Origin of the sequence: Sodalis sp. dw_96 (assembly GCF_018449575.1) — a bacterium.
Lineage (GTDB): Bacteria > Pseudomonadota > Gammaproteobacteria > Enterobacterales > Enterobacteriaceae > Acerihabitans.
This window is the reverse complement of sequence record NZ_JAAVUT010000004.1, coordinates 39701-63153: the sequence shown is the minus strand read 5'-3', so window position 1 is coordinate 63153 and position 23453 is coordinate 39701. Positions and strand designations below refer to the sequence as shown.

Annotated in this window: 28 protein-coding genes and 1 tRNA gene; 14 read left to right on the top strand and 15 right to left on the bottom strand. The window is 52.4% G+C overall.

The window, feature by feature from the left end:
- Positions 1 to 88: 88 nt before the first annotated feature.
- The gene (locus tag HB631_RS07965; protein WP_213990621.1) at positions 89 to 763 is read right to left on the bottom strand and encodes an AAA family ATPase; all 675 of its coding nucleotides are present in this window, start codon (positions 761 to 763) and stop codon (positions 89 to 91) included.
- Positions 756 to 1700: a tagatose-bisphosphate aldolase gene (locus HB631_RS07960; protein WP_213990620.1), complete on the bottom strand. Its 945-nt coding sequence runs from the start codon at positions 1698 to 1700 to the stop codon at positions 756 to 758. Before HB631_RS07960 ends, HB631_RS07965 begins: the two co-directional genes overlap by 8 nt.
- 238 nt (positions 1701 to 1938) lie before the next feature.
- Here HB631_RS07960 and HB631_RS07955 point away from each other — a divergent pair, with 238 nt between their 5' ends.
- Entirely contained in the window at positions 1939 to 2892 is a 954-nt protein-coding gene (locus HB631_RS07955) for a sugar-binding domain-containing protein (RefSeq protein WP_345945699.1), read from the top strand.
- Positions 2893 to 2944: 52 nt separating this feature from the next.
- Here the strand turns inward: HB631_RS07955 and ygfZ are convergent, their stop codons facing one another.
- Positions 2945 to 3931, bottom strand: a complete 987-nt coding sequence (gene ygfZ, locus HB631_RS07950) for a tRNA-modifying protein YgfZ (RefSeq protein ID WP_213990618.1) — start codon at positions 3929 to 3931, stop codon at positions 2945 to 2947.
- Positions 3932 to 4147: 216 nt separating this feature from the next.
- On the opposite strand from ygfZ, the gene sdhE reads away from it, so the two are divergent.
- Both sdhE and HB631_RS07940 read left to right on the top strand, forming a co-directional pair.
- Positions 4148 to 4414 carry an FAD assembly factor SdhE gene (gene sdhE / locus HB631_RS07945; RefSeq protein WP_213990617.1) on the top strand — a complete coding sequence of 89 codons (267 nt, stop codon included), beginning with the start codon at positions 4148 to 4150 and terminating at the stop codon, positions 4412 to 4414.
- A complete protein-coding gene (locus HB631_RS07940; protein ID WP_213990616.1) occupies positions 4395 to 4820 on the top strand; it encodes a protein YgfX in 426 nt (141 codons plus the stop codon). The genes sdhE and HB631_RS07940 overlap by 20 nt, the downstream gene beginning before the upstream one ends.
- A 4-nt stretch (positions 4821 to 4824) precedes the next feature.
- Here HB631_RS07940 and fldB read toward each other — a convergent pair whose 3' ends face one another.
- Positions 4825 to 5343 carry a flavodoxin FldB gene (gene fldB, locus HB631_RS07935; protein ID WP_213990615.1) on the bottom strand — a complete coding sequence of 173 codons (519 nt, stop codon included), beginning with the start codon at positions 5341 to 5343 and terminating at the stop codon, positions 4825 to 4827.
- A 102-nt stretch (positions 5344 to 5445) separates the two neighbouring features.
- Here fldB and xerD point away from each other — a divergent pair, with 102 nt between their 5' ends.
- The 9 genes from xerD (at position 5446) to HB631_RS07890 (ending at position 13503) form a co-directional block, all read left to right on the top strand.
- Positions 5446 to 6345 (top strand): site-specific tyrosine recombinase XerD, encoded by a 900-nt coding sequence (xerD, locus tag HB631_RS07930; RefSeq protein WP_213990614.1) that lies wholly within the window; start codon positions 5446 to 5448, stop codon positions 6343 to 6345.
- Between the two features lie 138 nt (positions 6346 to 6483).
- The gene (gene dsbC / locus HB631_RS07925; protein WP_213990613.1) at positions 6484 to 7200 is read left to right on the top strand and encodes a bifunctional protein-disulfide isomerase/oxidoreductase DsbC; all 717 of its coding nucleotides are present in this window, start codon (positions 6484 to 6486) and stop codon (positions 7198 to 7200) included.
- Between the two features lie 11 nt (positions 7201 to 7211).
- Complete coding sequence (gene recJ, locus HB631_RS07920; RefSeq protein ID WP_213990612.1) at positions 7212 to 8942, top strand: single-stranded-DNA-specific exonuclease RecJ; 1731 nt, start codon at positions 7212 to 7214, stop codon at positions 8940 to 8942.
- A gap of 85 nt (positions 8943 to 9027) precedes the next feature.
- Positions 9028 to 10126, top strand: a protein-coding gene (gene prfB / locus HB631_RS07915) for a peptide chain release factor 2 (RefSeq protein WP_213990611.1) whose coding sequence is annotated in 2 segments (ribosomal slippage) — positions 9028 to 9102 and positions 9104 to 10126 — 1098 coding nt in all. Because the reading frame shifts where the segments join, the coding sequence is not laid out codon by codon here.
- A 9-nt stretch (positions 10127 to 10135) separates the two neighbouring features.
- Positions 10136 to 11656 (top strand): lysine--tRNA ligase, encoded by a 1521-nt coding sequence (gene lysS / locus HB631_RS07910; RefSeq protein WP_213990610.1) that lies wholly within the window; start codon positions 10136 to 10138, stop codon positions 11654 to 11656.
- Between the two features lie 288 nt (positions 11657 to 11944).
- Positions 11945 to 12018, top strand: a tRNA-Gly gene (locus tag HB631_RS07905).
- Positions 12019 to 12367: 349 nt separating this feature from the next.
- Complete coding sequence (locus HB631_RS07900) at positions 12368 to 12514, top strand: ash family protein (RefSeq protein ID WP_213990609.1); 147 nt, start codon at positions 12368 to 12370, stop codon at positions 12512 to 12514.
- A gap of 65 nt (positions 12515 to 12579) precedes the next feature.
- Positions 12580 to 12756, top strand: a complete 177-nt coding sequence (locus HB631_RS07895; protein ID WP_213990960.1) for a hypothetical protein — start codon at positions 12580 to 12582, stop codon at positions 12754 to 12756.
- Between the two features lie 537 nt (positions 12757 to 13293).
- Positions 13294 to 13503 (top strand): ogr/Delta-like zinc finger family protein, encoded by a 210-nt coding sequence (locus tag HB631_RS07890; RefSeq protein WP_345945698.1) that lies wholly within the window; start codon positions 13294 to 13296, stop codon positions 13501 to 13503.
- A gap of 459 nt (positions 13504 to 13962) precedes the next feature.
- Here HB631_RS07890 and HB631_RS07885 read toward each other — a convergent pair whose 3' ends face one another.
- The 5 genes from HB631_RS07885 to HB631_RS07865 all read right to left on the bottom strand — a co-directional run bounded on the left by HB631_RS07885 (position 13963) and on the right by HB631_RS07865 (position 16742).
- Complete coding sequence (locus HB631_RS07885) at positions 13963 to 14376, bottom strand: hypothetical protein (RefSeq protein WP_213990608.1); 414 nt, start codon at positions 14374 to 14376, stop codon at positions 13963 to 13965.
- A gap of 527 nt (positions 14377 to 14903) precedes the next feature.
- A complete protein-coding gene (locus HB631_RS07880) occupies positions 14904 to 15302 on the bottom strand; it encodes a type II toxin-antitoxin system MqsA family antitoxin (RefSeq protein WP_275955684.1) in 399 nt (132 codons plus the stop codon).
- On the bottom strand, positions 15302 to 15598 hold the full coding sequence (locus HB631_RS07875) for a type II toxin-antitoxin system MqsR family toxin (RefSeq protein WP_213990607.1): 297 nt from the start codon (positions 15596 to 15598) through the stop codon (positions 15302 to 15304). Before HB631_RS07875 ends, HB631_RS07880 begins: the two co-directional genes overlap by 1 nt.
- Before the next feature lie 200 nt (positions 15599 to 15798).
- Positions 15799 to 16290, bottom strand: a complete 492-nt coding sequence (locus HB631_RS07870; RefSeq protein WP_213990606.1) for a DUF302 domain-containing protein — start codon at positions 16288 to 16290, stop codon at positions 15799 to 15801.
- A 77-nt stretch (positions 16291 to 16367) separates the two neighbouring features.
- Positions 16368 to 16742, bottom strand: coding sequence for a hypothetical protein (locus tag HB631_RS07865; RefSeq protein WP_213990605.1), 375 nt, complete (start codon positions 16740 to 16742; stop codon positions 16368 to 16370).
- A gap of 203 nt (positions 16743 to 16945) precedes the next feature.
- On the opposite strand from HB631_RS07865, the gene HB631_RS07860 reads away from it, so the two are divergent.
- Positions 16946 to 17518, top strand: coding sequence for a TetR/AcrR family transcriptional regulator (locus HB631_RS07860; protein ID WP_213990604.1), 573 nt, complete (start codon positions 16946 to 16948; stop codon positions 17516 to 17518).
- 11 nt (positions 17519 to 17529) lie between these two features.
- Here HB631_RS07860 and HB631_RS07855 read toward each other — a convergent pair whose 3' ends face one another.
- Positions 17530 to 18252 carry a GNAT family protein gene (locus tag HB631_RS07855; protein ID WP_213990603.1) on the bottom strand — a complete coding sequence of 241 codons (723 nt, stop codon included), beginning with the start codon at positions 18250 to 18252 and terminating at the stop codon, positions 17530 to 17532.
- A gap of 202 nt (positions 18253 to 18454) precedes the next feature.
- Between HB631_RS07855 and HB631_RS07850 the strand changes: the two genes are divergently transcribed.
- Positions 18455 to 18721 carry a hypothetical protein gene (locus HB631_RS07850; protein ID WP_213990938.1) on the top strand — a complete coding sequence of 89 codons (267 nt, stop codon included), beginning with the start codon at positions 18455 to 18457 and terminating at the stop codon, positions 18719 to 18721.
- Between the two features lie 140 nt (positions 18722 to 18861).
- On the opposite strand, the gene HB631_RS07845 is transcribed toward HB631_RS07850, so the two are convergent.
- The 5 genes from HB631_RS07845 to HB631_RS07825 all read right to left on the bottom strand — a co-directional run bounded on the left by HB631_RS07845 (position 18862) and on the right by HB631_RS07825 (position 23426).
- Positions 18862 to 19422: an RNA polymerase sigma factor gene (locus tag HB631_RS07845; RefSeq protein ID WP_255556868.1), complete on the bottom strand. Its 561-nt coding sequence runs from the start codon at positions 19420 to 19422 to the stop codon at positions 18862 to 18864.
- The gene (locus HB631_RS07840; RefSeq protein ID WP_213990602.1) at positions 19422 to 19787 is read right to left on the bottom strand and encodes a hypothetical protein; all 366 of its coding nucleotides are present in this window, start codon (positions 19785 to 19787) and stop codon (positions 19422 to 19424) included. The genes HB631_RS07845 and HB631_RS07840 overlap by 1 nt, the downstream gene beginning before the upstream one ends.
- Positions 19788 to 20015: 228 nt before the next feature.
- The gene (locus HB631_RS07835) at positions 20016 to 20975 is read right to left on the bottom strand and encodes an ABC transporter permease (RefSeq protein WP_213990601.1); all 960 of its coding nucleotides are present in this window, start codon (positions 20973 to 20975) and stop codon (positions 20016 to 20018) included.
- The gene (locus HB631_RS07830; RefSeq protein WP_213990600.1) at positions 20972 to 21952 is read right to left on the bottom strand and encodes an ABC transporter permease; all 981 of its coding nucleotides are present in this window, start codon (positions 21950 to 21952) and stop codon (positions 20972 to 20974) included. The genes HB631_RS07835 and HB631_RS07830 overlap by 4 nt, the downstream gene beginning before the upstream one ends.
- Positions 21945 to 23426, bottom strand: a complete 1482-nt coding sequence (locus HB631_RS07825) for a sugar ABC transporter ATP-binding protein (protein WP_213990599.1) — start codon at positions 23424 to 23426, stop codon at positions 21945 to 21947. Before HB631_RS07825 ends, HB631_RS07830 begins: the two co-directional genes overlap by 8 nt.
- Positions 23427 to 23453 lie beyond the last annotated feature (27 nt).

Here is a 23453-nt window from a genome sequence, read left to right as displayed (position 1 = left end):
TTATAGAAATGCATTTAATATCCGTAGTTATCTCATGGAAATAACCAGCGAAAATTATCAAAAATAATAGGATTGCTATTTTTCTTTTTTACTGGCTTGTATTAACTCCTCGGTCTGGTTTATTAAAATCAATGGGTGACTCGAACATCTTAACGATCCAGTCATTCATTTTATTGATATCAACCGGCTGATTCTGTTGCGCCCGATATACGGGGCCGAAAGCCATGGGCTCCGCGCGATTTGCCAGAGCAATCAATTCAGGCAGATATTCCTTACCGGGGTGTCCGGGCAGTCTTTGGTCAACACGCGCGGCATAACGTTCCGCTGCCTGTTCCCCTGAGATGTCGCACCAGATTTCAGCCAGGTATGTGACGCCCGCCTGTGTCAAGTAGTCCTTGAGCACTTCTTTGGGTTGAAAACCAAACCAGGCATCGACAATAAAGGTACTTCCCGCGGGAGCATCGGCAACGATTGACCAGATGGCCTGATAGCTCGCTCTTCCCAAAATCCGGTTGAAGGCGCGGTCCACACCGTCGATGAGCTGTAGGAAAGGATTCTTTATTCCGTCCAAAGATAAGTGCAGCCAGCCGGTACGTTCAGAGAGCTCAACGGCGATACTGGTTTTGCCGGATGCGGGGATCCCGTTGACCAGAATAATGCGTTTGCCGTTTTTCACGACAGGGTGCCCATGTTCCGACCCGACTGCGCCGGCAAGATGAGATATACCCGGTTCGACGTGAGAAGCCGCCCTGTTATCAGCCATAATTTACCTGTCCGGCCAATGCGCCGCCGTTAGATTTTCCCGCATGGTAATACTGTCGTATAACCGCCTGGATTTCATTTAACCGTGGAACCGCCAGCGTTTTCAATTTGCCTTTCGTCATTTCGCTGTCCAATGAAATACAGTCCTTCCAGAGCGAACGCCCGGCAATCACGCCGGAAGCGCCATTGCTCATGGCATCGGCCACCTGTTGCAAAAATGTGGCGTGATCGACACCGGCGGAAAGCACGGCCCAGGGTACATCCCCCGCAATCCGGGTGATTTCGGCACAGGCCTGCGGTGAACCCGGATAAGGCAATTTCAGTACTTTAGCGCCACATTCCAGGGCAATTTTCGCGCCGCCTTTAATCAACTCGGGGAATTTGGCTTTATACTCCTGGTCGCTTTCACCCTCAAGCTGATAGGTGAGGTACTCCACCACCAGCAATAAATCTTCCTTGGCGAAATCTTCCACACACTGACGCAGTATAGCGATATTGTGATGGTTCGCCGCGTCACGATCGGAACGCAGGTATACCATTATTTTGCCGCCGGTGCCCCCCAGCTCACGCACATGCCGGGCATTCACATTGGGCACCAGCCGGGAAAGCCGATAACCTTCCGGCGAGGTATCCCAGCCTGATGCATCCAGGCCAATCAGTAGGGCGGTATTGCGGGAAATCACGCCGTCGTCCACCAACTGCGGCACTGCGCAAACCGGATCCACCAGTACGCAGGAGGCATTGCTGGCTAAATAACGGGTAATATCCGACTTGATCATCCCCAACTGTTTTTCGGAGATTTTCGCCTGCAGCTCCGGATCGCTGGTAAGCAGGCTGCGCATCGCCCCACGCTGGTCGCAGGCGATGACCATCATTGCGCCGTTACTGCCGCAAATTTGTTGATAGCCTCGTAATTCTGAAGTAGACATCTTTGACATTTATTACTCCTGGGCGTGAAATTTGTTGCATATTGATCAATGTTGTTGCGACTGACGCCGCTTGGCAGGACCTGACAGAAACAGGTCAAACGCGCTCCGCAGGCCGGTTCATAAGGGTTTCCCGCCAATGCTGGTCGTTGCAATTTCACCGGCATTGAGCAATAATTCCCCTATGTCAAAAACAGTGTAATACATTGCAGAAAGGAATTTCAAGCTGAAAGAACCAATTTTGCAAGATGTGACGGCAACGCGTGCCATGATGCATATGGTGGCGAAGCTGCACTACGAGTCAGACATGTCCCAAGTGGACATCGCCCGGAAGCTGGGTTTATCAACCGCGACCATTTCCCGTTTGCTTAACAAAGCACGCGCGGCGGGCATCATCAGGATTGAAGTGATTGAATTGACGTCGCCGGAGAATATGACCGACGAGTTGATCCAGCGACTTGGATTAAAGGCGGCGACGGTGGTGGAGACACCTCCGAGCAATATTTTGAGTTCGTTGGCAACGCCGCTGTCCTCTCTCCTGCAGCAGGCTAAACTGGGCAGCGGCTCGGTGGTGGGAATTGGCTGGGGACGGGCGATCAGGGAGGTTACCGTGGCGGGGTTACCGCGCATACCGGGCATATTGACCGTCGCGCTGAACGGCGGTATGCAGCAGGCGGCGCCTCATTTCCAAATCAATGAGTTCGTTCGCCTGGCCGCGCAGCACATGGAGGGAACACCTTATTTTCTTCATGCTCCTTATATCTCTTCCGCGGAGCTGCGCGATGCTTTTCTCGGCGATCGCAGCGTGCAGGGCATTATTTCGCTATGGGACCGGCTGGACGTCGCCATTGTCGGCGTCGGGCTGACCCATGCGCCCAAACCCAGCGAGTCCACCGCCGCTACCCTTGATGAACAGGCGCTCAGCCAGGCCGCCGGGGATGTGTTGCGCCACTATGTGACCGAGTCGGGGGAAATCCTGCATTGGGAAGGGGAGGAGCGGATGATCGCCGCATCGCCGGAACAGCTGCGCCGCACGCCGCTGACGATCGGCGTGGCCGCCACTCCGGAAAAAGCCGCCGGGATTATCGGCGCCGTGCGTTCGGGCATGATCAACGCTTTGGTGACGGATGTGAATACCGCCCAGGGGATACTGGATCGATTATCCGCACAGGAGGGAGCGGACTCGGCAAAAAATCCTGAATAAAAACGCCGCCCCGGCTTATTTCCGATTATTCGGCGGGGCTAGCCAATGATGGCTAGTCCGTGATGACATAAGGCAGTGGCTGAATGGCCAGCGCCCCAATGGGATCCTCTTTCACCCGTAAATGGTTGTCCGGCGTCAAATCATTATTTAATACCGCCTGTACCCAGACCGTGCCGTCTTCCAATTGGCAGGCGGCCAATACCGTGCCGGTGCGACGCCAGTTTTCCCCAAGCTGCAGCTCCAGATCGTCGCCGACGGCGGGGACGTGGCCGGCTTTACCGGCAAGCCAGTAAAGGGCGCGCTTATTGGCGCCACGGTATTTGGCGCGGGCCACCATTTCCTGTCCGGCGTAGCACCCCTTGTCGAAACTGACGCCGCCCAGCGCCTGGAGGTTGACCGCCTGGGGAATAAACTGATTGCTGTTGGCGCTGTCTATCACCGCCAGTCCCGCTTCGATATTCAATGCCAGCCATTGCCGGCTGTCGGTGAGCTGTGCCTGACCCGCCAGCTTGTCCAGCAAACGCTGCAAAACCGCCTCGGTGGTCACCAGTAAAAAACGCTCCGCCGGCAGGTTGAAACGCAAAATAGTGGTTTCACCGTCGTGCACCACCGCGTGTTGCGGGTCGGGCAGGGTGTCGAATACGCCGCTCAGAGCCGCCCGCGCCTGGAAACCGGCAACCCCCAACAAAACGACGCCGTCGTCGGCGGTTATGACGACTTTGGAAAACACCGCATATTTTTTCAATTCCGCCAACTGCGCGTCCCGCACGCTGCGGCGTTCGATATAGGCCATGCCGTCATTGCGGTGAAAAATGCGCAAATCACTCCACATTTTGCCCTTCGCGTCACAATGCGCCCCCAGGATATGCTGATCGGCCGCCATGGCGGCGACATCGGTCGTCACTTGTCCCTGCAGGTATTTCTCGGTGTCCGGGCCGGTAAGCGTCACCAACGCCCAGTCTTCCAGTGAAATCAGCGTCAGGGGCAAATGGCTGGACGGCGTCGGCAGCCGGGGTGGGAAGGGAACTTTAAGCGACATGTGACACTCCTGGGCAGTGAGGCAAAATAGACCTCAATGTTAAAATAGCCGGGGGGCTTTGCAAGCGGTTATTTCACCGGTTCTTTGCCCATCCGTGCGATACGCGTCTGGAAAATTTAGCAGAACGTGTCGGAATGTATCGTTTTATGTAATACGCAATAGCAAAACAGGTTAAACTAGCACCCGGAATGAACGCATAGGAGGTATAAAGTCCATATGGATATCGATAATAAAGCCCGCATCCACTGGGCCTGCCGTCGGGGTATGCGTGAATTGGATATCTCGATAATGCCGTTTTTTGAATATGACTTCGACACCCTGAGCGACGAGGAGAAAGTCTTATTCGTCCGCCTGCTGGAATGCGACGATCCGGATCTTTTCAACTGGCTGATGAATCATGGCGAACCCCAGGATAGCGGATTGAAAAAAATGATTAACCTGATTCAAACACGAAATAAAGCCCGTGGCCCTCTGGCGTTGTGACGTTCGTGTGTCTTGGCGCACACAAATCTTCTCCCTGGTGATTCACGGGATATTAACCCTATTGATTCTTTTATCCCCTTGGCCTGAAAATTACGGTCTGGTTTGGGTCACGCTGATTACGCTTGTGGTATTCGAGTGCATTCGCAGTCAGAGAAATATCATGGCCTGTCGGGGGGAACTGGTGCTGCAAAGCGGCCTGCACCTGCGCTGGCACAAGAGAGACTGGTTAATCCGGGGAACGCCCTGGATGCTGAAAAGCGGCATCCTGATCTCTTTACGCCAGGTGGGGGGAAGACGCACCCGCAGACTCTGGCTGGCGGCGGACAGCATGGATCAGCGCGAGTGGCGCAGCTTGCGGCAGGCTTTGCTGCATGCCGCCTCGGCGCAGCAGCGGCACGATCGTTAACGCTTTACAGCAGTGCGGCCGTTTCGTTCAGTATCTGCTCACACCATTGCTGCAAACGGCTGTCGCTCAGATCGTACTGGTTCACCTCGTCCAAGGCCAAGCCGACAAAATGCTGACCGTCGGGACTCAAGGCTTTCGGGCTGGTAAATTCGTAACCTTTAATCGGCCAAAAGCCGATAAACCGGGCGCCGGTGGGCGTCAGGACATCATGCAAATAGCCCAGCGCATCCAAAAACCATTCGCCGTAGCCCAACTGATCCCCCATACCGTACAAGGCGATAATTTTACCGGACAAATCCAGTCCGGACAGCTGCGACCAGACCGCATCCCAATCCTCCTGGATTTCGCCGAAATCCCAGGTGGGAATACCGAGGATCAATACCGGATAATCTTCCATACGCTGTGGCGGCACATCTTTGATATTATGCAGGTCCACCAGGTCCGCACCGAGAATATCGCGGATTTTTTCCGCGGCCATTTCGGTATAGCAGGTACTGGAGCCATAAAACAAACCGACTTTCATCTTTACCCGTACTCTTCATGACAACCTGATAATAACAAGTGTACCAGATTTACTTTCGGTTCAGGCATAATGTAGCCTGTCGTAAACCATTGGGGGGCATAGATGCAACAGCAGAATAACCCATGGATAGAACAGTTCCTTGATGCCCTGTGGCTGGAGCGCAATCTGGCTGAAAACACCCTCGCGGCCTACCGCCTTGATTTGCAGCAGCTCGCCGATTGGTTGGTTTTGCAGCGCAGCTCCCTTCTTACCGCCGCGGCGTCGGATCTGCAGTCCTACCTGGCCGACCGTCTGACAAAAGGTTATAAAGCGGCCAGTTCAGCGCGGCTGCTCAGCGCCATGCGGCGCTTTTTCCAGTATCTGTATCGTGAAAAGGTACGCGACGACGACCCCAGCGCCCTGTTGGCGGCGCCGAAACTGCCGCAGCGTTTGCCCAAGGATCTCAGCGAAGCGCAGGTGACATCGCTGCTTAACGCGCCGCTGCTTGAACAACCGATAGAAATACGGGACAAAGCGATGCTGGAAGTGCTATATGCCACCGGCCTGCGGGTTTCCGAACTGGTGGGACTGTCCATGAGTGATATCAGCCTGCGCCAGGGCGTAGTGCGGGTGGTGGGCAAAGGGGATAAGGAACGTTTGGTGCCGCTGGGAGAAGAGGCGGTACACTGGGTGGAGTATTTTCTGGAACATGGCCGTCCCTGGCTGATGAATGAACACAGCTCGGATATTCTGTTTCCCAGTAATCGCAGCCAGAAAATGACCCGGCAGACGTTCTGGCATCGCATCAAACATTATGCGATTCTGGCGGGTATCGACAGTGCGCGGCTTTCGCCCCATGTTTTGCGTCATGCGTTCGCCACTCACCTGCTGAATCATGGCGCGGATTTACGCGTGGTACAGCTGTTGCTGGGACATAGCGATCTCTCCACCACCCAGATTTACACCCATGTGGCCACCGAGCGCTTGAAATTGATACACCAGCAGCATCATCCCCGGGGATGAGCCGGTAAAGGGTTTATCCGGCCTGCATAATCACGGCCGTGATACCTATCCCAATGCCGATACCAGAAATATGTACCAAGAGCCACCTGCGAACGGACTTTACCAATACCATTAGGATAAACAGACAAGGACATAATAATGAAAAACAGGCTGCTATTGCTTTCTTTCGTGGCGCTGGCGATCACTCGCCCGGCTTATGCAGACGACGCCGCGATAACGCACGCACTTGATCGCTTGGGCGTGCATCATGCCGAAATTCAGCCCTCACCCGTGGCGGGCCTGAAAACCGTGCTTACCGAAAGCGGCGTCCTGTATGTATCCGATGACGGCCGGCATGTCATACAAGGCCCGATGTACGATGTCGGCAGCAGCCAGCCGGTAAATGTGACCAATCAATTATTAAATAAGCGCCTGAACGCCTTGCAGGACGAGATGATCGTTTACCAGGCGCCTGAACAAAAACACGTCATTACCGTTTTTACCGATATCACCTGCGGCTACTGCCACAAGCTCCATGAGCAGATAAAGGACTACAATGCGCTGGGCATTACCATCCGTTACCTGGCCTTTCCGCGCCAGGGGCTGAATTCCCAGGCGGAGAAGGACATGGTTTCGGTCTGGTGCAGCGCCGACCCCAAAACCGCCTTTACTAAAGCCATGCATGGCGACGCGGTGCCCCCGGCCACCTGTAAAATCGATCTCAGCAGGCACTACCAGCTCGGCGTACAGTATGGTATCCAGGGCACACCGGCCATCCTGCTGGAAAGCGGGGTCATGGTGCCGGGTTATCAAAGCCCGAAAGAGATGGCGGCGATGCTCGATCAGCAATCGCCAAACGGCGCGACGGGCGGCTAAACGTGGCGGACATGAAAACGGTATTACGGCGCCGTCCGGCAGCCACCGCCGACGGGTTGCTTGAGGTGGATCTTCCCCCGCTGCTCAGACGCCTTTATGCGTTGCGCGGCATCAAAACCAGCGACGATCTCGAACGCGGCGTACGGGGTTTGCTGGCCTATCAGCAGTTGGACGGCATTGAACTCGCCGTGGATATGCTGGTGCGCGCGCTGGCGGAGAACCGCCGCTTAATGGTGGTGGGCGATTTTGACGCCGACGGGGCCACCAGTACTGCTGTCATGGTGCTGGCGCTGCGGCAGATGGGCGGGGAACATATTGATTTCCTGGTGCCCAATCGTTTTGAAGACGGCTACGGCCTGAGTCCCGAAGTGGTTGAACAGGCCATGGCGCGTGGCGCGCAAATCATCGTGACGGTGGATAACGGCATCTCGTCTCATTCGGGCGTCGAGCTGGCGCACCGGCACGGCATCCCGGTGCTGATTACCGACCATCACCTGCCCGGCGAGACCTTGCCCGACGCCGACGCCATCGTAAACCCCAATTTGAATGGCTGTGCCTTCCCCTCCAAATCCCTGGCGGGGGTGGGCGTGTCTTTTTACCTCATGCTGGCGCTGCGCGCCCGGCTGCACGAAAGCGGCTGGTTCGAGCAGAAAAACCTGTCGGCGCCCAAGCTGGCGGAACTGCTGGATTTAGTCGCGCTAGGTACGGTGGCCGATGTGGTGCCCCTTGACCGCAATAACCGCATCCTGGTGCACCAGGGCATCAGCCGGATCCGCGCCGGTCGCTGCCGGCCGGGTATTCGCGCCCTGGCGGAAATCGCCAATCGCGATACGGCCAGGCTCTGCGCCGCCGATCTCGGTTTTGCCCTGGGACCGCGGCTGAATGCCGCCGGTCGGCTGGATGATATGTCGGTGGGGGTCGAACTGCTGTTAACCGAGGATTTGTCCCAGGCCCGCATGCTGGCGGTTGAGCTGGATTCATTAAATCAAACCCGCCGTGAGATAGAACAAGGCATGGAGACGGAAGCCCTGGCGCTGTGCGGTGAGATGGAGCGCAGCCAAACGACCCTGCCTTACGGGTTGGCGATTTATCACGCCGAATGGCATCAAGGCGTGGTGGGGATACTGGCCTCGCGAATCAAGGAACGTTTTCATCGCCCGGTTATCGCCTTCGCGCCGGCGGGGGAGGGCATGTTGAAAGGATCCGGCCGATCGGTGGCCGGTTTGCATTTGCGCGATCTGCTGGAAAGACTGGATACGCTCTATCCCGGCATGATCCTTAAATTCGGCGGACACGCCATGGCCGCAGGACTCTCACTGGAGCAGGTCCAATACGAACCCTTCCGGCAGCGTTTCGCGGATCTGGTGAACGAGTGGCTGGATCCGGCGCAGCTGGACGGCGTGGTCTGGTCTGACGGCGAATTGGCCGGCACAGAGATGAACCTGCCCACCGCTGAGCTGTTGCGCGACGGCGGCCCCTGGGGACAAGCCTTTCCGGAACCCCTGTTCGACGGTAAATTTCGCGTGCTGCAACAGCGGCTGGTGGGGGAAAAGCACCTGAAACTCATGGTGGAACCTTTGAGCGGCGGCCCGCTGCTGGACGGTATTGCGTTTAACATCGATAACCGGGTCTGGCCCGACAACAGCGTCCGCACCGTTGAAATGGCCTATAAGCTGGATGTGAACGAGTATCGCGGAAATCGCAACGTACAATTATTAATCCAGCATCTCTGGCCGCTGTAAGCCTAAGACGCTACAAACATTGGCGCGGATCCGCTAGAATAGCGGGTTAATACGTACTCCATCTCCTTACGAGCTAATGACACACATGTTTGAAATCAATCCGGTAAAAAACCGCATCCAGGACCTGTCTGAACGGACGGAAGTTCTCAGGGGGTATCTTTGACTACGATCTCAGGAAGGAACGTCTCGAAGAGGTCATAGCCGAGCTGGAACAGCCCGGCGTCTGGAACGAGCCCGAACGCGCGCAGGCGCTGGGCAAAGAACGCTCCTCGCTGGAAGCGATTGTTGAAACCATCGATCAGTTGACCCGCGGCCTGGACGATGTCGCCGGCCTGCTGGAACTGGCGGTGGAAGAAGACGACGAAGAAACCCTTAACGACACCGTGGCCGAGCTGGACCAGTTGGAAGGCAAACTGGGCCAGCTGGAATTCCGCCGCATGTTCTCCGGCGAATACGACAGCTCCGATTGTTATCTGGATATCCAGTCCGGCTCCGGCGGCACCGAGGCGCAAGACTGGGCCAGCATGCTGATGCGCATGTACCTGCGCTGGGCGGAAGCTCGCGGCTTCAAGACCGAAATCATCGAACAGTCCGACGGCGAAGTGGCCGGCATCAAATCGGTGACCATCAAGGTCATGGGCGAATACGCCTTCGGCTGGCTGCGCACCGAAACCGGCGTGCATCGCCTGGTGCGTAAAAGCCCGTTTGACTCCGGCGGAAGACGGCACACCTCGTTCAGCTCGGCGTTTGTTTACCCGGATGTGGACGACGATATCGATATCGAAATCAACCCGGCGGATTTGCGCATCGACGTATACCGCGCTTCCGGGGCCGGCGGTCAGCATGTTAACCGTACCGAATCCGCGGTGCGTATCACCCATCTCCCCACCAATATCGTGACCCAGTGCCAGAACGACCGTTCGCAGCACAAAAACAAAGAACAGGCTATGAAGCAGCTCAAAGCCAAGCTGTATGAATATGAGCTGCGGAAGAAAAACGCGGAAAAACAAGCGCTGGAAGACACCAAGTCAGACATAGGCTGGGGCAGCCAGATCCGCTCTTATGTCCTGGACGATTCCCGTATCAAGGACCTGCGTACCGGCGTGGAAACGCGCAATACACAGGCGGTGCTGGATGGCGATCTGGATAAATTTATCGAAGCAAGTCTTAAAGCCGGGTTATGAGGAACCAAGATGTCTGAATCACAATCACAGGACGGTGCCCCCCAGGCGCTGGATTTAAATAACGAATTAACCGCCCGTCGTGAAAAGCTGGCGCAGCTGCGCGAACAGGGTAATGCGTTCCCGAACGATTTTCGGCGCGATACCACCTCCGATAAGCTCCATGCCGCCTATGACGCTAAATCCGCCGAAGAGCTGGAGGCCCTGGCGGTGGAAGTCAGCGTCGCCGGACGCATGATGACCCGCCGTATCATGGGTAAAGCCTCTTTCGCCAATCTGCAGGATGTGGGCGGCAATATTCAGCTGTATGTCGCCCGCGACGAACTGGCGGAAGGCGTATACAACGAACAGTTCAAAAAATGGGATCTGGGGGATATTCTCGGCGCCCGTGGTCGGGTGTTTAAAACCCGCACCGGCGAGCTGTCCATCCATTGCACCGAGATCCGCCTGCTGACCAAAGCCATGCGCCCGCTGCCGGATAAATTTCACGGTCTGGCCGATCAGGAAACCCGCTACCGTCAGCGCTATCTGGACCTGATCGCCAACAGTGAATCCCGCCATACCTTTAAAGTGCGCTCGCAAATCATGGTGGAAATCCGCCGCTTCATGGTGGATCACGGCTTTATGGAAGTGGAAACCCCGATGATGCAAAGCATCCCCGGAGGCGCCGCCGCCCGTCCGTTTATTACCCATCATAATGCGCTGGATATCGACATGTATCTGCGTATCGCGCCGGAGCTCTATCTAAAGCGCCTGGTGGTGGGTGGCTTTGAGCGGGTATTTGAAATTAACCGCAATTTCCGCAACGAAGGCATTTCGCCGCGCCATAACCCCGAGTTCACCATGATGGAACTCTATATGGCCTACGCGGATTACCGGGATTTGATCGTGCTGACCGAAGACCTGTTCCGCACCCTGACCGAGCGGGTACTGGGCAGCAGCAAGGTGGAATACGGCGATCATACCTTTGATTTCGGCCAGCCGTTCGTCAAGATGACCATGCGGGAAGCCATTTGCCATTACCGGCCGGAAACTCATCTCGCCGACCTGGACGATATGGTCAAGGCCGGCGCCATCGCCGAATCCCTGGGGATTCATGTGGAAAAAAGCTGGGGCCTGGGCCGGGTGCAAACCGAGATTTTTGAAGAGACCGCGGAAAGCCACCTGATTCAGCCGACCTTTATTACCCAATATCCGGCGGAAGTCTCGCCGCTGGCGCGCCGCAACGATGAAAACCCGTTCTTCACCGACCGGTTTGAATTCTTTATCGGCGGCCGGGAAATCGGCAATGGCTTCTCCGAGCTAAACGACGCCGAGGATCAGGCACAGCGCTTTGCCGATCAGGTCCGCGCCAAGGATGCCGGCGACGACGAAGCCATGTTTTATGACGAAGACTACGTCACGGCCCTGGAACACGGTCTGCCGCCCACCGCCGGCCTGGGCATCGGCATCGACCGGATGATCATGCTGTTTACCAACAGCCATACCATTCGTGACGTGATCCTGTTCCCGGCGCTGCGTCCGCAGAAGTAAGGGGCTTTAAACAAGACGGCTAGCGCACGCATCCTTCGCGAGTGGCCGCTGAAAGGCGATGCAATCGCCGGTGCTAAAGACCACAGTTATCGCCAGCAGCGCGAAGGCAATCCTTGTCACCTAAGACCCGGTTGCCGTCTGGGCAACTCTGGCACTCATTGAGGCCGGTCGTAAAATCGCCGGCCTTTTTATTCGTTTGGAGATAATTGTTTAAAACTCACGCAGTTAGTCGCCGGACCGCTTGTCAGCCGCCGACATAAGGTTATAATGCTCTGCGCGTTTCCCCCCGCGGGTGTAGTTCAATGGTAGAACGAGAGCTTCCCAAGCTCTATACGAGGGTTCGATTCCCTTCACCCGCTCCAAATTCTCCTGCTATTCAAGCATCCATAAGCTAAAAGATCAGCTTTTTTTATATGGATAAATTCCTTATTACAGCTTTTTGAATCCCACAACAGTTCCGATCATTATCGATTGTATTCGATACGGCTAATCGCCCAAAACATGCATTTCAATTTTACTGTAACGGCTATCGCATAAGCAGTGGAAAGTCTGATATCTGATTGCATGTAATTGAAAAATTGGGTTATAGTCACCTTGCTACGGCTCAATCCGTAGCCGGGGTTAGCAGCCTGGAACGCTACTGGCGATATTGCATGCAAAACGCATGCTCTTGGTCGACGCTTTGGCACACCATAATGAACGCAGTTTAAAATGTGTTTATCTATGTCTATGGTGGCTCAGGCGAGGCAGCCCTCGGGCTGGCCGGTTTCCAGTAGTGCCGGTACTGCTAACCTCGTCTGGGCTACCACCCATGGGATTAGCAGCTCTGGTGGTAGTTTTCATCATAAACTACTGTGAAGCGATTCTATGCCTAAGATACGTTCTTTACCTTCCCCTCCGATTAATCAATTACGGGGGAAAGCATGATGTTTGATAACACACCTCTCACAGCTGAAGAAATTGTCGACCATTGTCGCGCGCTGACCCATGCCATCCTTGAAATTCAACACCCGGTTTACAGAGAAATATTGTTATTTATTCTCTTTGAAAGGCTGGAATTGTTAAACCTCACCTTGGAAATGGAAATACCGAAGGAGTGATTTTTGGATTAATCATTGATGGTCTATAAATTTGAAAACTTGTATGAATAACATAATGATATTCTAGTATATTATAAAGAAATACTATTAGGATACTTATTATTTTCAATTGAGTTAAAAAAAGTAAAATTAAAAAATGGGGAAGTCACATTGATTTTAATATCCTACTTTCCCCATTCTTCTGCAATTAATATTTATGCATGCTTATTTTGTGAAAGATATTCGTAATCGCTGCAACCACCGCGAAGGGGATGTTTCTCAGAAGATGATGACGTCTGTCGATAAACTAATGCGCGCGATCTGTGAGATAACATTCACAGATATGACGAAATAATCGATGCTGATAAAATTTGGTCTCGACTTCCTGTATGTAATGAAAGATTTCGGCCATGAATTAAACAATAGTCCGTTTAGGAGAATGCGATTAGCCGAGACATTATTGGAGAGGATAAATGAACAAGGAAATAAAAAAAAGTAAAAAAATAACGAGGAAATACTAGCATGATGCGCTGCTCGGTATGAAGCTCAGCATCGAATATTCGCTCCAGTCGTTATTTGTCTGAGCAAGTAAAAGAGTCGTATTATCAATACCAAAATCTGCAATGCCCCTGTACTTTTAAATCGGTGGAAAGTGTAAACAGAATTATTACCCGACTACTGGAACCCAAAATTGCACTGGTAGCATTAATAACACAGCCAGAGAAACGTGTATTAAATCGTTATGGTTCGAGTGCCCGTTTGCACTAATCAGCACATCAGATATTCTTCCGGGCGGGGTAGTTGCTCCACCCCCGACGCCTTCGCAAAACGCCTTTTCTCTGGTCAGCCTGCCGTAACATGACCGCGCATGCAGTGGGTGCATGGATCTGCATACAACATATACCCCTACAAAACGTTTAAAGCTCGCTGTATATGGGCTATACAGGCTATTGGTTCGTGTATGAGAAATGCATGATGTAGTCACAGCGGGCAGGCGGGGGACACTGCGCGCTGTGATGTTAAACTAAGCTATAATCTGAAATTATAGCCAAGTATAGAACAAATATGGATTTTATTGCTCAAGTTTATCTTTGTCGAAAATTAATTGATTTAAAGCATCTAATAATACTTTCAAAATATCATTTTCATGGTTTAAGTCTAAATGTGCCATGCCGGTGCGAGTAAGTTTTATTTTACCTGTAAGTGTTGGAGATTCAATGGATGTAACTATTTTATCAACTCTATTTTTTTATTTGTCACTTCGGAAAGATAATATTTTACTAAATTTTTAGAACTTGTTATTTGCATTTTAGCAATGGCTGCGTCAGTTACGGCTATCTGAGATATATCAATTTGTGATATTCTAAAGGGGTAGTTATTTGATATTTTCTCGAACCATAAAACTGGATTAATATCGATTTCATCTAGACTAACGCCGAGACCAAGATTGTTGACTAAAGCAATAGAAAAAGGTTTTATTGTGCTGGGTGGATTTAAAAACTCTATCAAAGGTTGACAATCTTCTCGGAAATTGAATTCCGTTGTTCTATACTCGAGTCTTTCGATTATTATTTCTTCTGCATATATTTCTTCCGTTATTTGATTCGCAACACGCTGTATAGCTGCTGTTTCACCAGACATATAATTTTTCCTTCAAAAAACTTTATAATTTTATTATAGTTGTTTTTTTATACACCTGATTTTATTTCATGTCTATATGATAAGCTCACGTAAAAAAATTTTTTTATTATAAATTTTGGCATCATAACTATAGTGTGTTATTTTAAAAAAAATAGTAACGCGCGGTATTTATTTTGCAAATATTGGTGATTTTTAAAACAGATTTTTCAGGAGGCTATATTTATACATTTTAATTTATTATCAATAAGTTATAACACTATTCAGATAATAAGGGGAGATTAACGTAAGCATATGTACTTTCTAATTCACCACATCTTAAAATTGGAACTGGCAAGAGGAAGTAAATGTAGGGATGTTAAAAGATATTTTCATGTATAGAAATGTGTCTAAAATATACGTGAATGAAAAATAATATATTTCATATCAATATGCTAACTCCATTTAATCATTCCCTTCACCGCTCCAATCTTTTTGATAGCCCATCAGACGTAACTCAAAAATCAGTAATATCAAAAAATAAACGGTTATTAACGGATTTCCGGCAGCAGCTCGGGATGGCGATCCAGAACCTGCAACAATTTTATGGTTGAAGGATGAGGCTGTGCCTGACCCTTTTCGTAACGGGAGAATGCATTAACGCCTCCGCCAAATATTTCGCTGGCTTCTTTCTGATTTAAACCGAGCTTTTTACGGATTTGAACAATAAATTCAGGGGAGATAATTTGGTTATTAACCTTCTTCCGGCACTGCATGGTCTTGGTCATAAAGGCTTCAGACTCGGCTGAATCCAAGATGGATTCACCGCAGGCAGAGCAGAAGTCGCCTGTTACGTCGCCAATAACGAATGTGTGCCCTTTGTAAATAAAAGGGATGTCACGGGTTTGATGGACAAGATCCGCACCGCCGCAAATGGGACATTTCATCATTAAAGCTCCTTTAGTGAGACAATTAAAACATCTTTAATAACCGTGATTTTTAGATAAACGTGACCGCAAGCTAGGCGTGGGCGGTAGATTTCTTGCCAAATCGTATGATTCTGATGAGTCGTCATACTTTTATAAAAATCAGCGGTAGTGAGTGATCGAACCGCATTACAGATATCCTTAAAGCTCAGTCCCAACTCACCCGCATTTTCGAGTGCGCTTCGTGTAGCCCGCACTTCTCCCTTTAATACAAGCTCTTTCACCTTAGACAGCCGTGTATGAGGGATGAACTTTTCCATGTTTTAATGCTCCATACCTCTGTTGACAACAGTAACCTAATAGGTTAGTTTTGGCAAATCTTTTCACCTAGTAGGTTAATTACGCTTCTCCGCCGGATATTTTACGTTATTTCATGGGATAGCTGTTTCGCCGCTTACGTTTATGCGCAGCATATCCCACGTTAAGGTCACGTTCTGGACTGATCCCGCCCATCAATCCTTCAACCAGCCGCCTTAAGCAGTGCGGCTTCAAGCTCCCGGTCGAGGTAGCGTGCGACTTCGGTGACCTGCTCGTTTTCTAGCTGGCCAAAGAGCGTGGAAGGTTTGTCATATTCGAAAACGGCTTCCCCGTTGTCGGTTTCAAAGAGCGCGACGCGCAGCGGCGCATAGAGCGCAGCGCCCAAATTGTGCCGCGTCATTGTCGAGGCGGTGATGGGATTGCCAATCTCATATTGGACGGCGTTGCGCTTATGCCCGGCTATCGCCAGCAGAGCTCCGTGGTCGCGCTCGAGAAACATGAAAAGCGTGGGCCCGTGGTCTACATACTGCTTGATACCCTCCTGATCGCCGTTGCTCAGCATGACCCTGATGTTCTCGTCGAGTATGGGAAGGTCGGCCTCAATGGCGGCTCGCACCTGTTGAAAGGGACGTTTGGAGGTTATTCTGACATGTTCGATGGTAATGGGGTTAGAGGTGATCTTCGTGGTAGCCATAACGTTTTCCTCTTGAAATTGATAGAAATGGACGCGGGTTCATCATGATGTTGCGCCATTGCTTGATAGGGACGGTCTTAAAGGAACAGACCCTCGCCGATGTCATTGCCCAGCAGCGCGCCAAGCTGGCCGGACAGCGAGAGTACCGAGTCTAAAGGGCTCATGGTGATGGATACTTGGTGGACGCCGCCATCGGCGTTGCGCTCGATGACGGCCACGCCGGTTAACGGCATGCCGTTGGTAAGCTCGGCTTCATATTGCAGAAAGCTGCGGGACCCGACGGTTTCGAGAAAAATCGGCGTTTGCGATTTGTACAGCGTGGCGACGGTTTCGATGAGCTTCTTGATGTTTTGGCGACCGGATACAGCTCTGCGCAGTGCTGTACCTGTCATTTCCGCATCGGATGTCAGGTCATTCAGGAACGGGTGGCGCTGGTGCGCTTCATGGGACATTTTTTTCTCCAGTCTGCTGGAACGGATGCAAGTGTCGGGCAACTGCTTTGGTCGGCACACAGTCAAAAGCTATTGCTGCACCACCGGCGCGAACCACGCGCTGGCAAAGCCATTGCGGGTGGTATAATGGATGCGATGATCATAATATAGCGATCGTTATTCTATGGTCCAATGCTTTCCGTGGTACGTTTGGAGAATGATGAATGAGATATCCGCCGGATCAGAAGGCTAAGGCCAAGGAGGCCATTCTACAGGCAGGGGCGCAGGCTCTCAGGACGAACGGTTTCAACGGGATCGGCGTCGACGGTCTGGCGGCGGCGGCCGGCGTCACGTCGGGGGCTTTCTATTCAAATTTCCCGAGCAAGCAGGCGCTGCTGGAGGGCGTCATCGAGTCTTGCCTGGGCAAGTCCTTCATCGATTCCGATACCGGCAGCGTCGCCGAGCGACGGGATCTTCTCCGGCAATGGCTAACCGAGTATATCAGCGTCTGCCATCGGGAGAATCCGGCATCGGGCTGCGTCATGCCGACCTTGAGCGCCGATGTTGCCCGGGCCGGCCCGGCGGTCCGGGAGACATACCGGCTCAGAATGGCGGAACTGATCGGCAAAGTGTCGGCTGTCCTTGGCGGCAACGAAGCGGATCGCGAACGGCGGGCGTGGAGCATCGTCTCGATGATGGTTGGCGTGATTAGCATCTCCCGAGCCATGCCCGACGGCGAGGAGGCCAACCGCGCCATAGACCATGCCCTTGAGACGGCGGTCTCGCTTATCGGTTAACGGGTTCGCCGCTATGAAATATTCACTTTAGGCGGCATGAACTCGGTCAGCTTTCGCTTTTGTTTCCCGCTTTCGTCTAGGTTATCCGGGTTTAGCCAAAGTTGTATGGCTTGACGAATCCCGGACCATTCATTATCAATAATAGAGTACCAACGGACGTCACGACTGTGTCCTTTAGATACTTGCATTTGTCTGAAAATGCCCTCGTATTGAAATCCCAGCCGTTCCGCCGCATTGATTGCTGATTGATGAAGGCTGTCGCATTTCCACGCGCAGCGCCGGTATTGCAGGGTGTCGAGGACGTATGACAGCAAAAGGAATATTGCTTCAGTGCTATAAACGGTACGTTTCATCATCGGCGACCAGTTTATCCAACCAATCTCTACAGCGCCATTATCAGGGTCGATACGTTGCAACGCTAAGAAACCGATAGCTTTTTTCGAGAAATGACTGATTACTGCATAAAAAAGAGGGTCCTTACTGGCGGCAAGAGATGCGATGTAATAATCACATTGCTTGGTAGTGATGGGTCTTTTGATGTGAAAGTACGTCCAGTCCCGATCATCATCAATGCTGTGCCAGGCGTAAAACAAATCCTGACTATGTTTGATATCAATGGGTTCAAGTTGGCAATAATTTCCTTTGAGAGCTATTTTTTGTGGGGTAGCCCGCGGTTGCCAATTGGGTAGGGGATTCCCCAAGGCTTGGCCATATTGATTTAACACTGTCGTCATAAACGTTACCTAGGTTTCAAATGAAAAAAATGACATCGGCACATTCTATCAAATCTTTACAAAAAATATTGTTTGTTTAATTTACGTTGAACGCGTTTGAGTGATGATTATTAAATTATGATTCATTATCAGTCACAATATTTTTTTATCTTATCTAGGGAAAGAATATGGGGTAATATTCTGCGTTTTTATGGAGGTAATGATGCGTAAATATATTATTTTTATAAAAAGTGATGCATCAAAAGTCATCCCAAAAGAATTTGTCACACGCCTTTTTATCAAGGGGATGAAACAAAAAGGGTTCAGCAGATATCATATTGAAGTTGAAGCTGAAAATGAGAAAGAAGCGATTAATAAATTAAATGAAAACAATGAAGGTTATTTAGATTCATTAAGGGAGTTATCCGGCAGCGCAGTAATTTGTAGTGTTTGTGTAATCATTATGGCTTTGATTTATCTTTTAAGATAATAAAAATGCTTGGAGTTTGCGAACATACCCGGAGTCGATAAGGCGGGACAGGCTGCTAGAGGAGCAAACCGCCCGCTTCATGTTTTACGGGGCGGTTAGTTCGCCGCAATTCATAGATCCATCCCTCTGCGTTCGGCCGGTCAGGAGCCCGTCACCGCTTCATACAGCACCTGCAGCCGCAGGCGCAAAAACAGCACCGCCTGATGCTTGCGCGACAACAGCGTTTCAACGGCGGTACCGGTTTCCTCGGCAAGCTGCTTAAAGGAGTAGCCCTGAAGCTCGGTCTTTTCAAACGCTTCCCGCTGCGCCGCCGGCATATCCGCCAGCGCCAGTTCCAATTCCCGCCAGACCAGCTGGCGCAGGTAATCATCTTCGGCGCCGCTTTGCGGGTTGAACAATACCTCCCCCAGCTCTTCTCCCGCAGGCCATTCACTGTCGAGATCGTCAGATAGCGGCAGCTCGCGCTTTTTACGCGATCGGTCGATAAGCTCATTGCGCGCGGCGCGATACAACCAGGCGGCGACCTGCTCTATGGGATGAAGATAGCTGTCGGCTTTGATCAACTGATAGCTTACCTCCTGATAAACATCTTCCGCATCGGCGATATTACCGGTGCGCCCGGCAATAAACGCCCGCAGCCGTTGCTGGCAACCACGCAGCGCAGCCATTAGAACGTGGCGCCGTTCCGTGGCGTTAGTCATTACGCCTGGCCGTTGTCGTCGGTGCGAGGTGCATTGTCCCGATCCCTATGATGGCAGCGTCCATGCCAGTGTCCGTGCCAATGGCCCGCGCCGCGCTGTTTGATAAAGGCCTCGCGTTCCTCGGGACTCATCGCCATCCAGCGCTCGCGCAGTTCTTGTCTTCTGCGTGCGAACATGCCGTGGCCGTGAAAGCTGCCAAACAGAATTTTACAGAGGATAAGCAATCCCAGCGCCTGGAAAAAGCCAATGCTCTTCACGCCAAAAATGACCGGCAGCAGCGCATTCCACAGCAGCATCACCAGCGTGGTAACGGCAATGACGGCCACCACGGCCATAACCAATATCTTAAACTTGCGATCTCTCATGTTGTCCACTCCATATTGTTCAGATACAGAGGTAGACGAATCAGCCGGGAAAATATTTGCCCCGGCGCGGCTATTTCAATTATTTAAATGGCGACGGCGGAGTTCAACAGTTAATGGCGATGAGATTGACCCGATCCGTAGGCTCATCGCGGGTGTTCCGGCCGCGGATCACCGGCATTGCCTATAAAGGCTTATTGCTGGGCCGGACATCGCAATAACGCCGGCCGACTAACGGCTGAAATAAGGCAACCGGATGCCCTTGAGAAACAGAAACGCCAGCAACAGCCCGCCCCATAGCGCCATCGTGATGTAGCTGCTTATCCCCATGATATTCAGTCCGCTTTCCAACATTTGCAGCAGAATCAGCGCCAACACCATACCGACAATCTTGCCGAAGCCGCCATCGGGATTCACTCCCCCCAGAACCGCCGCCAGGATACTGGTCAACAGAAAGGATTCGCCGTAGCCGGCCTTGGCGGAGTTCAGCTTTGACATCATCATCAGCGCGGCCACCAGGCACAATAGCGAGGAGATGATATAGGTCGCCATAAGCGTGCGCGGCGTATTGATGCCGGAATAGTGGGCTGCCCGCTGGTTGGAACCGATAAGATAAATTCGCCGGCCCAACGGTGAACGTTCCAGCACAATCCACATGACAAGCGCCACCAGCGCAAAAAGATACAACGGCACCGGGATGCCCAGCCAGTTGTTGCTGTTAAGCCACAGCACATAGGCGGGGAAATTGGAAATCGCCGTCCCCTTGGATATCAGGATGGTAATTCCCTTGAGCAGCGTCATCGTACCCAGGGTAGCCAATATGGGCGAGACGCGGATGACGGCTATTAATATGCCGTTCAACAGTCCGATAACCAAGGCCATGCCGATACCGGTCAGCAGCATTAACAGGGCGCTGCCCACGGAGGGAGGGAAATGGGTAGCCACCCATGCCATGACCAGGGCGCAGCAGTTGGTGGTGGAGATAATCGACAGATTGATACCGCCGGTCAGCATGGTAACCGCCATAGCGAACGCCAGCACGCCCAGTACCGGCAGCTGTGAACCGATAGACTGGAAATTGGACGCCGACCAGAATACGCCGGGGATCTGCGTGCTGAAAACCAGCATCATCAGCAACAGCAATGCCACCAGGTAGAGTTCCACATGGTCTTTAACTTTGGCGCTGTTCATGACAGGATCTCCGATTTATCGCGCTGGCTCCAGGCGGTGGAGCTGATGCTTACCACGATGACCAGACCAATAATCACCATTTGCCAGTAAGATGAAATACCCATCAGGTTCAAGCCGTTTTGCAGCATTGCCAGCAATATGACCCCAAGCAGCGTACCCAACAGCGTGCCGCGTCCGCCGATGATACTGGTCCCGCCCAGCACCACCGCGGCCAGTACGGTCAGTTCATACCCCAGCAGCGAGTCGGGAGCCACCGTCATCACCGTATAGGATTGCACCACCCCCGCTATACCTGACAGAAATCCCATAAAACCATAGACGAACAGTTGCAGCTTGAAGATGCCGAAGCCCAGCCGGGACGCCGCCTCGCGGTTGCCGCCCATGGCATAGATTTTGCGCCCGATACTGCTGTGTTTCATCAGCAGACCGGTGACTATCAGCACCACCAGCAAGGTCATGATGGGCAGGTTCAGTCCGTAATCATTACCGTCGGAAGCGGTAAACGTGAATAACGTCAGCCCGTTTTCAAACCAGCCGGGGTATTTATACAGCCAGACGCCTTTGGAAAAGTAGAGCAGCAGGCCATAAAAAATATTCAGGGTAGAAATAGTGACGATGATGGAGGGTACTTTAAGTCGGTTGACCAATACGGCGTTGACCAAGCCCAGTGCCGTCCCGACGCCGCCGGCTATCAAGAAGGCCACCAGAAAATTACCGCCGTACTTCAGCAGCGCCGTGACCATGACATACTGGGCAATAATGGTCATGGGCGGAAAGGAAATATCAATACCGCCGGAGATCAGGACGATAAACAGACCGCAGGCCAGGATCATCAGCATGGCATAATTGTTAACCAGGTCGTAGAGATTGCCGAAGGTCAGAAAATCATTGCTGTAAAGGCTGAAAATCGCCCCAAGGATCAGGATAGTCACGATCAGCAATCCTTCATGGCGATGCAATTCCAGTTTGTTAACCATTGACCACCTCCGCCAACGCCGCTTCGGTCGTGTGGGCCGTAAGAAATTCAGCCACCAGCGCACCCGCGCGCATCACCAGGATACGGTGGCTGTTAAAATAGGCCTCCTCGATTTCGTCGCAAATCATCAACACCGTGATGCCCTGCTCGGCCAGCGTATTGATAATCTGATAGATACCGGCTTTATTGGCAATATCAACCCCGACCGTGGGTGAATCGAGGATCAGCAGGCGCGGACGGGTCGCCAGCCACTTGGCTATGGCTACTCGCTGGGCATTGCCGCCGGAAAGCGTGTTGACCGGAAGCGACGTATTGTCTGACTTGATGGTCAGCCGGCGGATCATCTCATCCACCAGACGCTGCACCCGTTGCCGGTCAATGAGGTGCCAACGGTTTTTCACCTGCGGCAATACCGTCGAGATGATATTGTCCCCAATGGACTGTTCCATAACCAAGCCGGTGCTGAGGCGATCTTCCGAGACATAACCGATGCCGGCGGCAATGGCGTCGCGGTTGCTGTTGAAATGCACCGGCCGGCCGTGTATGTTGATGACGCCGCTGTCCGGACGGGTAAGGCCGAACAGGCTCAGGCACAGTTCGGTTCGCCCTGAGCCCAGCAGGCCGGTGATGGCGACAATTTCCCCCTGGTGCACCTTGAGGGAAATATCATGATATTGACCACGGCGGCTTAGCTTTCCCACCTCCAGCATCACCGGTTTACCACCCGTATAAGGTGCCAGCACCCGGTAGTCGAACGCCTGGCCGGTCATCAGGAAAGCCAACTGCTTACTGCCCATTTCGGCCACGGGAAAGGTCCCTATGAGGACGCCGTCCTGCAATACGGTAATCCGGTCCGACACATCCAATATCTCATCCAGCCGGTGGCTGATAAAGACTATGCAGATGCCCCGCTCCTTCAACTGGCGGATCAGCCTGAACAACCCTTTGACCTCCGTCATGGTCAGCGACGCGGTGGGTTCATCCATGATAATCAGCCGGGCGTCCTGCGCCAACGCCCGGCAAATCGCCACCAGCTGCCGCTGCGCGATGGACAGTGTCTCCAGCTGCGCGTGCAGATTCAGGGTAACGCCGATATCGTCCAGAGTATGCTGCGCCAGTTGATACAAGCGGCGCTTATTTACCCAAAAATGCCGATGGTAAAGGTTAATGGCGATATTTTCAGCAACGCTCAGGTTGGGGAACAAGGAGAGATCCTGGTAAATCACCTGAATACCGCGTTTGACCGATTCCGCCGGCGTCAAATGGGAGAATGGATGATCGTCAATGGTGATTTTTGCTCCGGAATCCGGCTGATAGACGCCGGAGATGATTTTAATCAGCGTCGACTTGCCGCAGCCGTTTTGACCGGCCAGGCAATGCACTTCCCCTGGCAACAGGGTCAAGGCGATATCATCAAGCGCTTTCACCCCGTAAAACGTTTTGCTGATATTTTCCATAGCAACTAGCGGCTTCATTGAAACCTCATCATCAAGCGTCCAAGG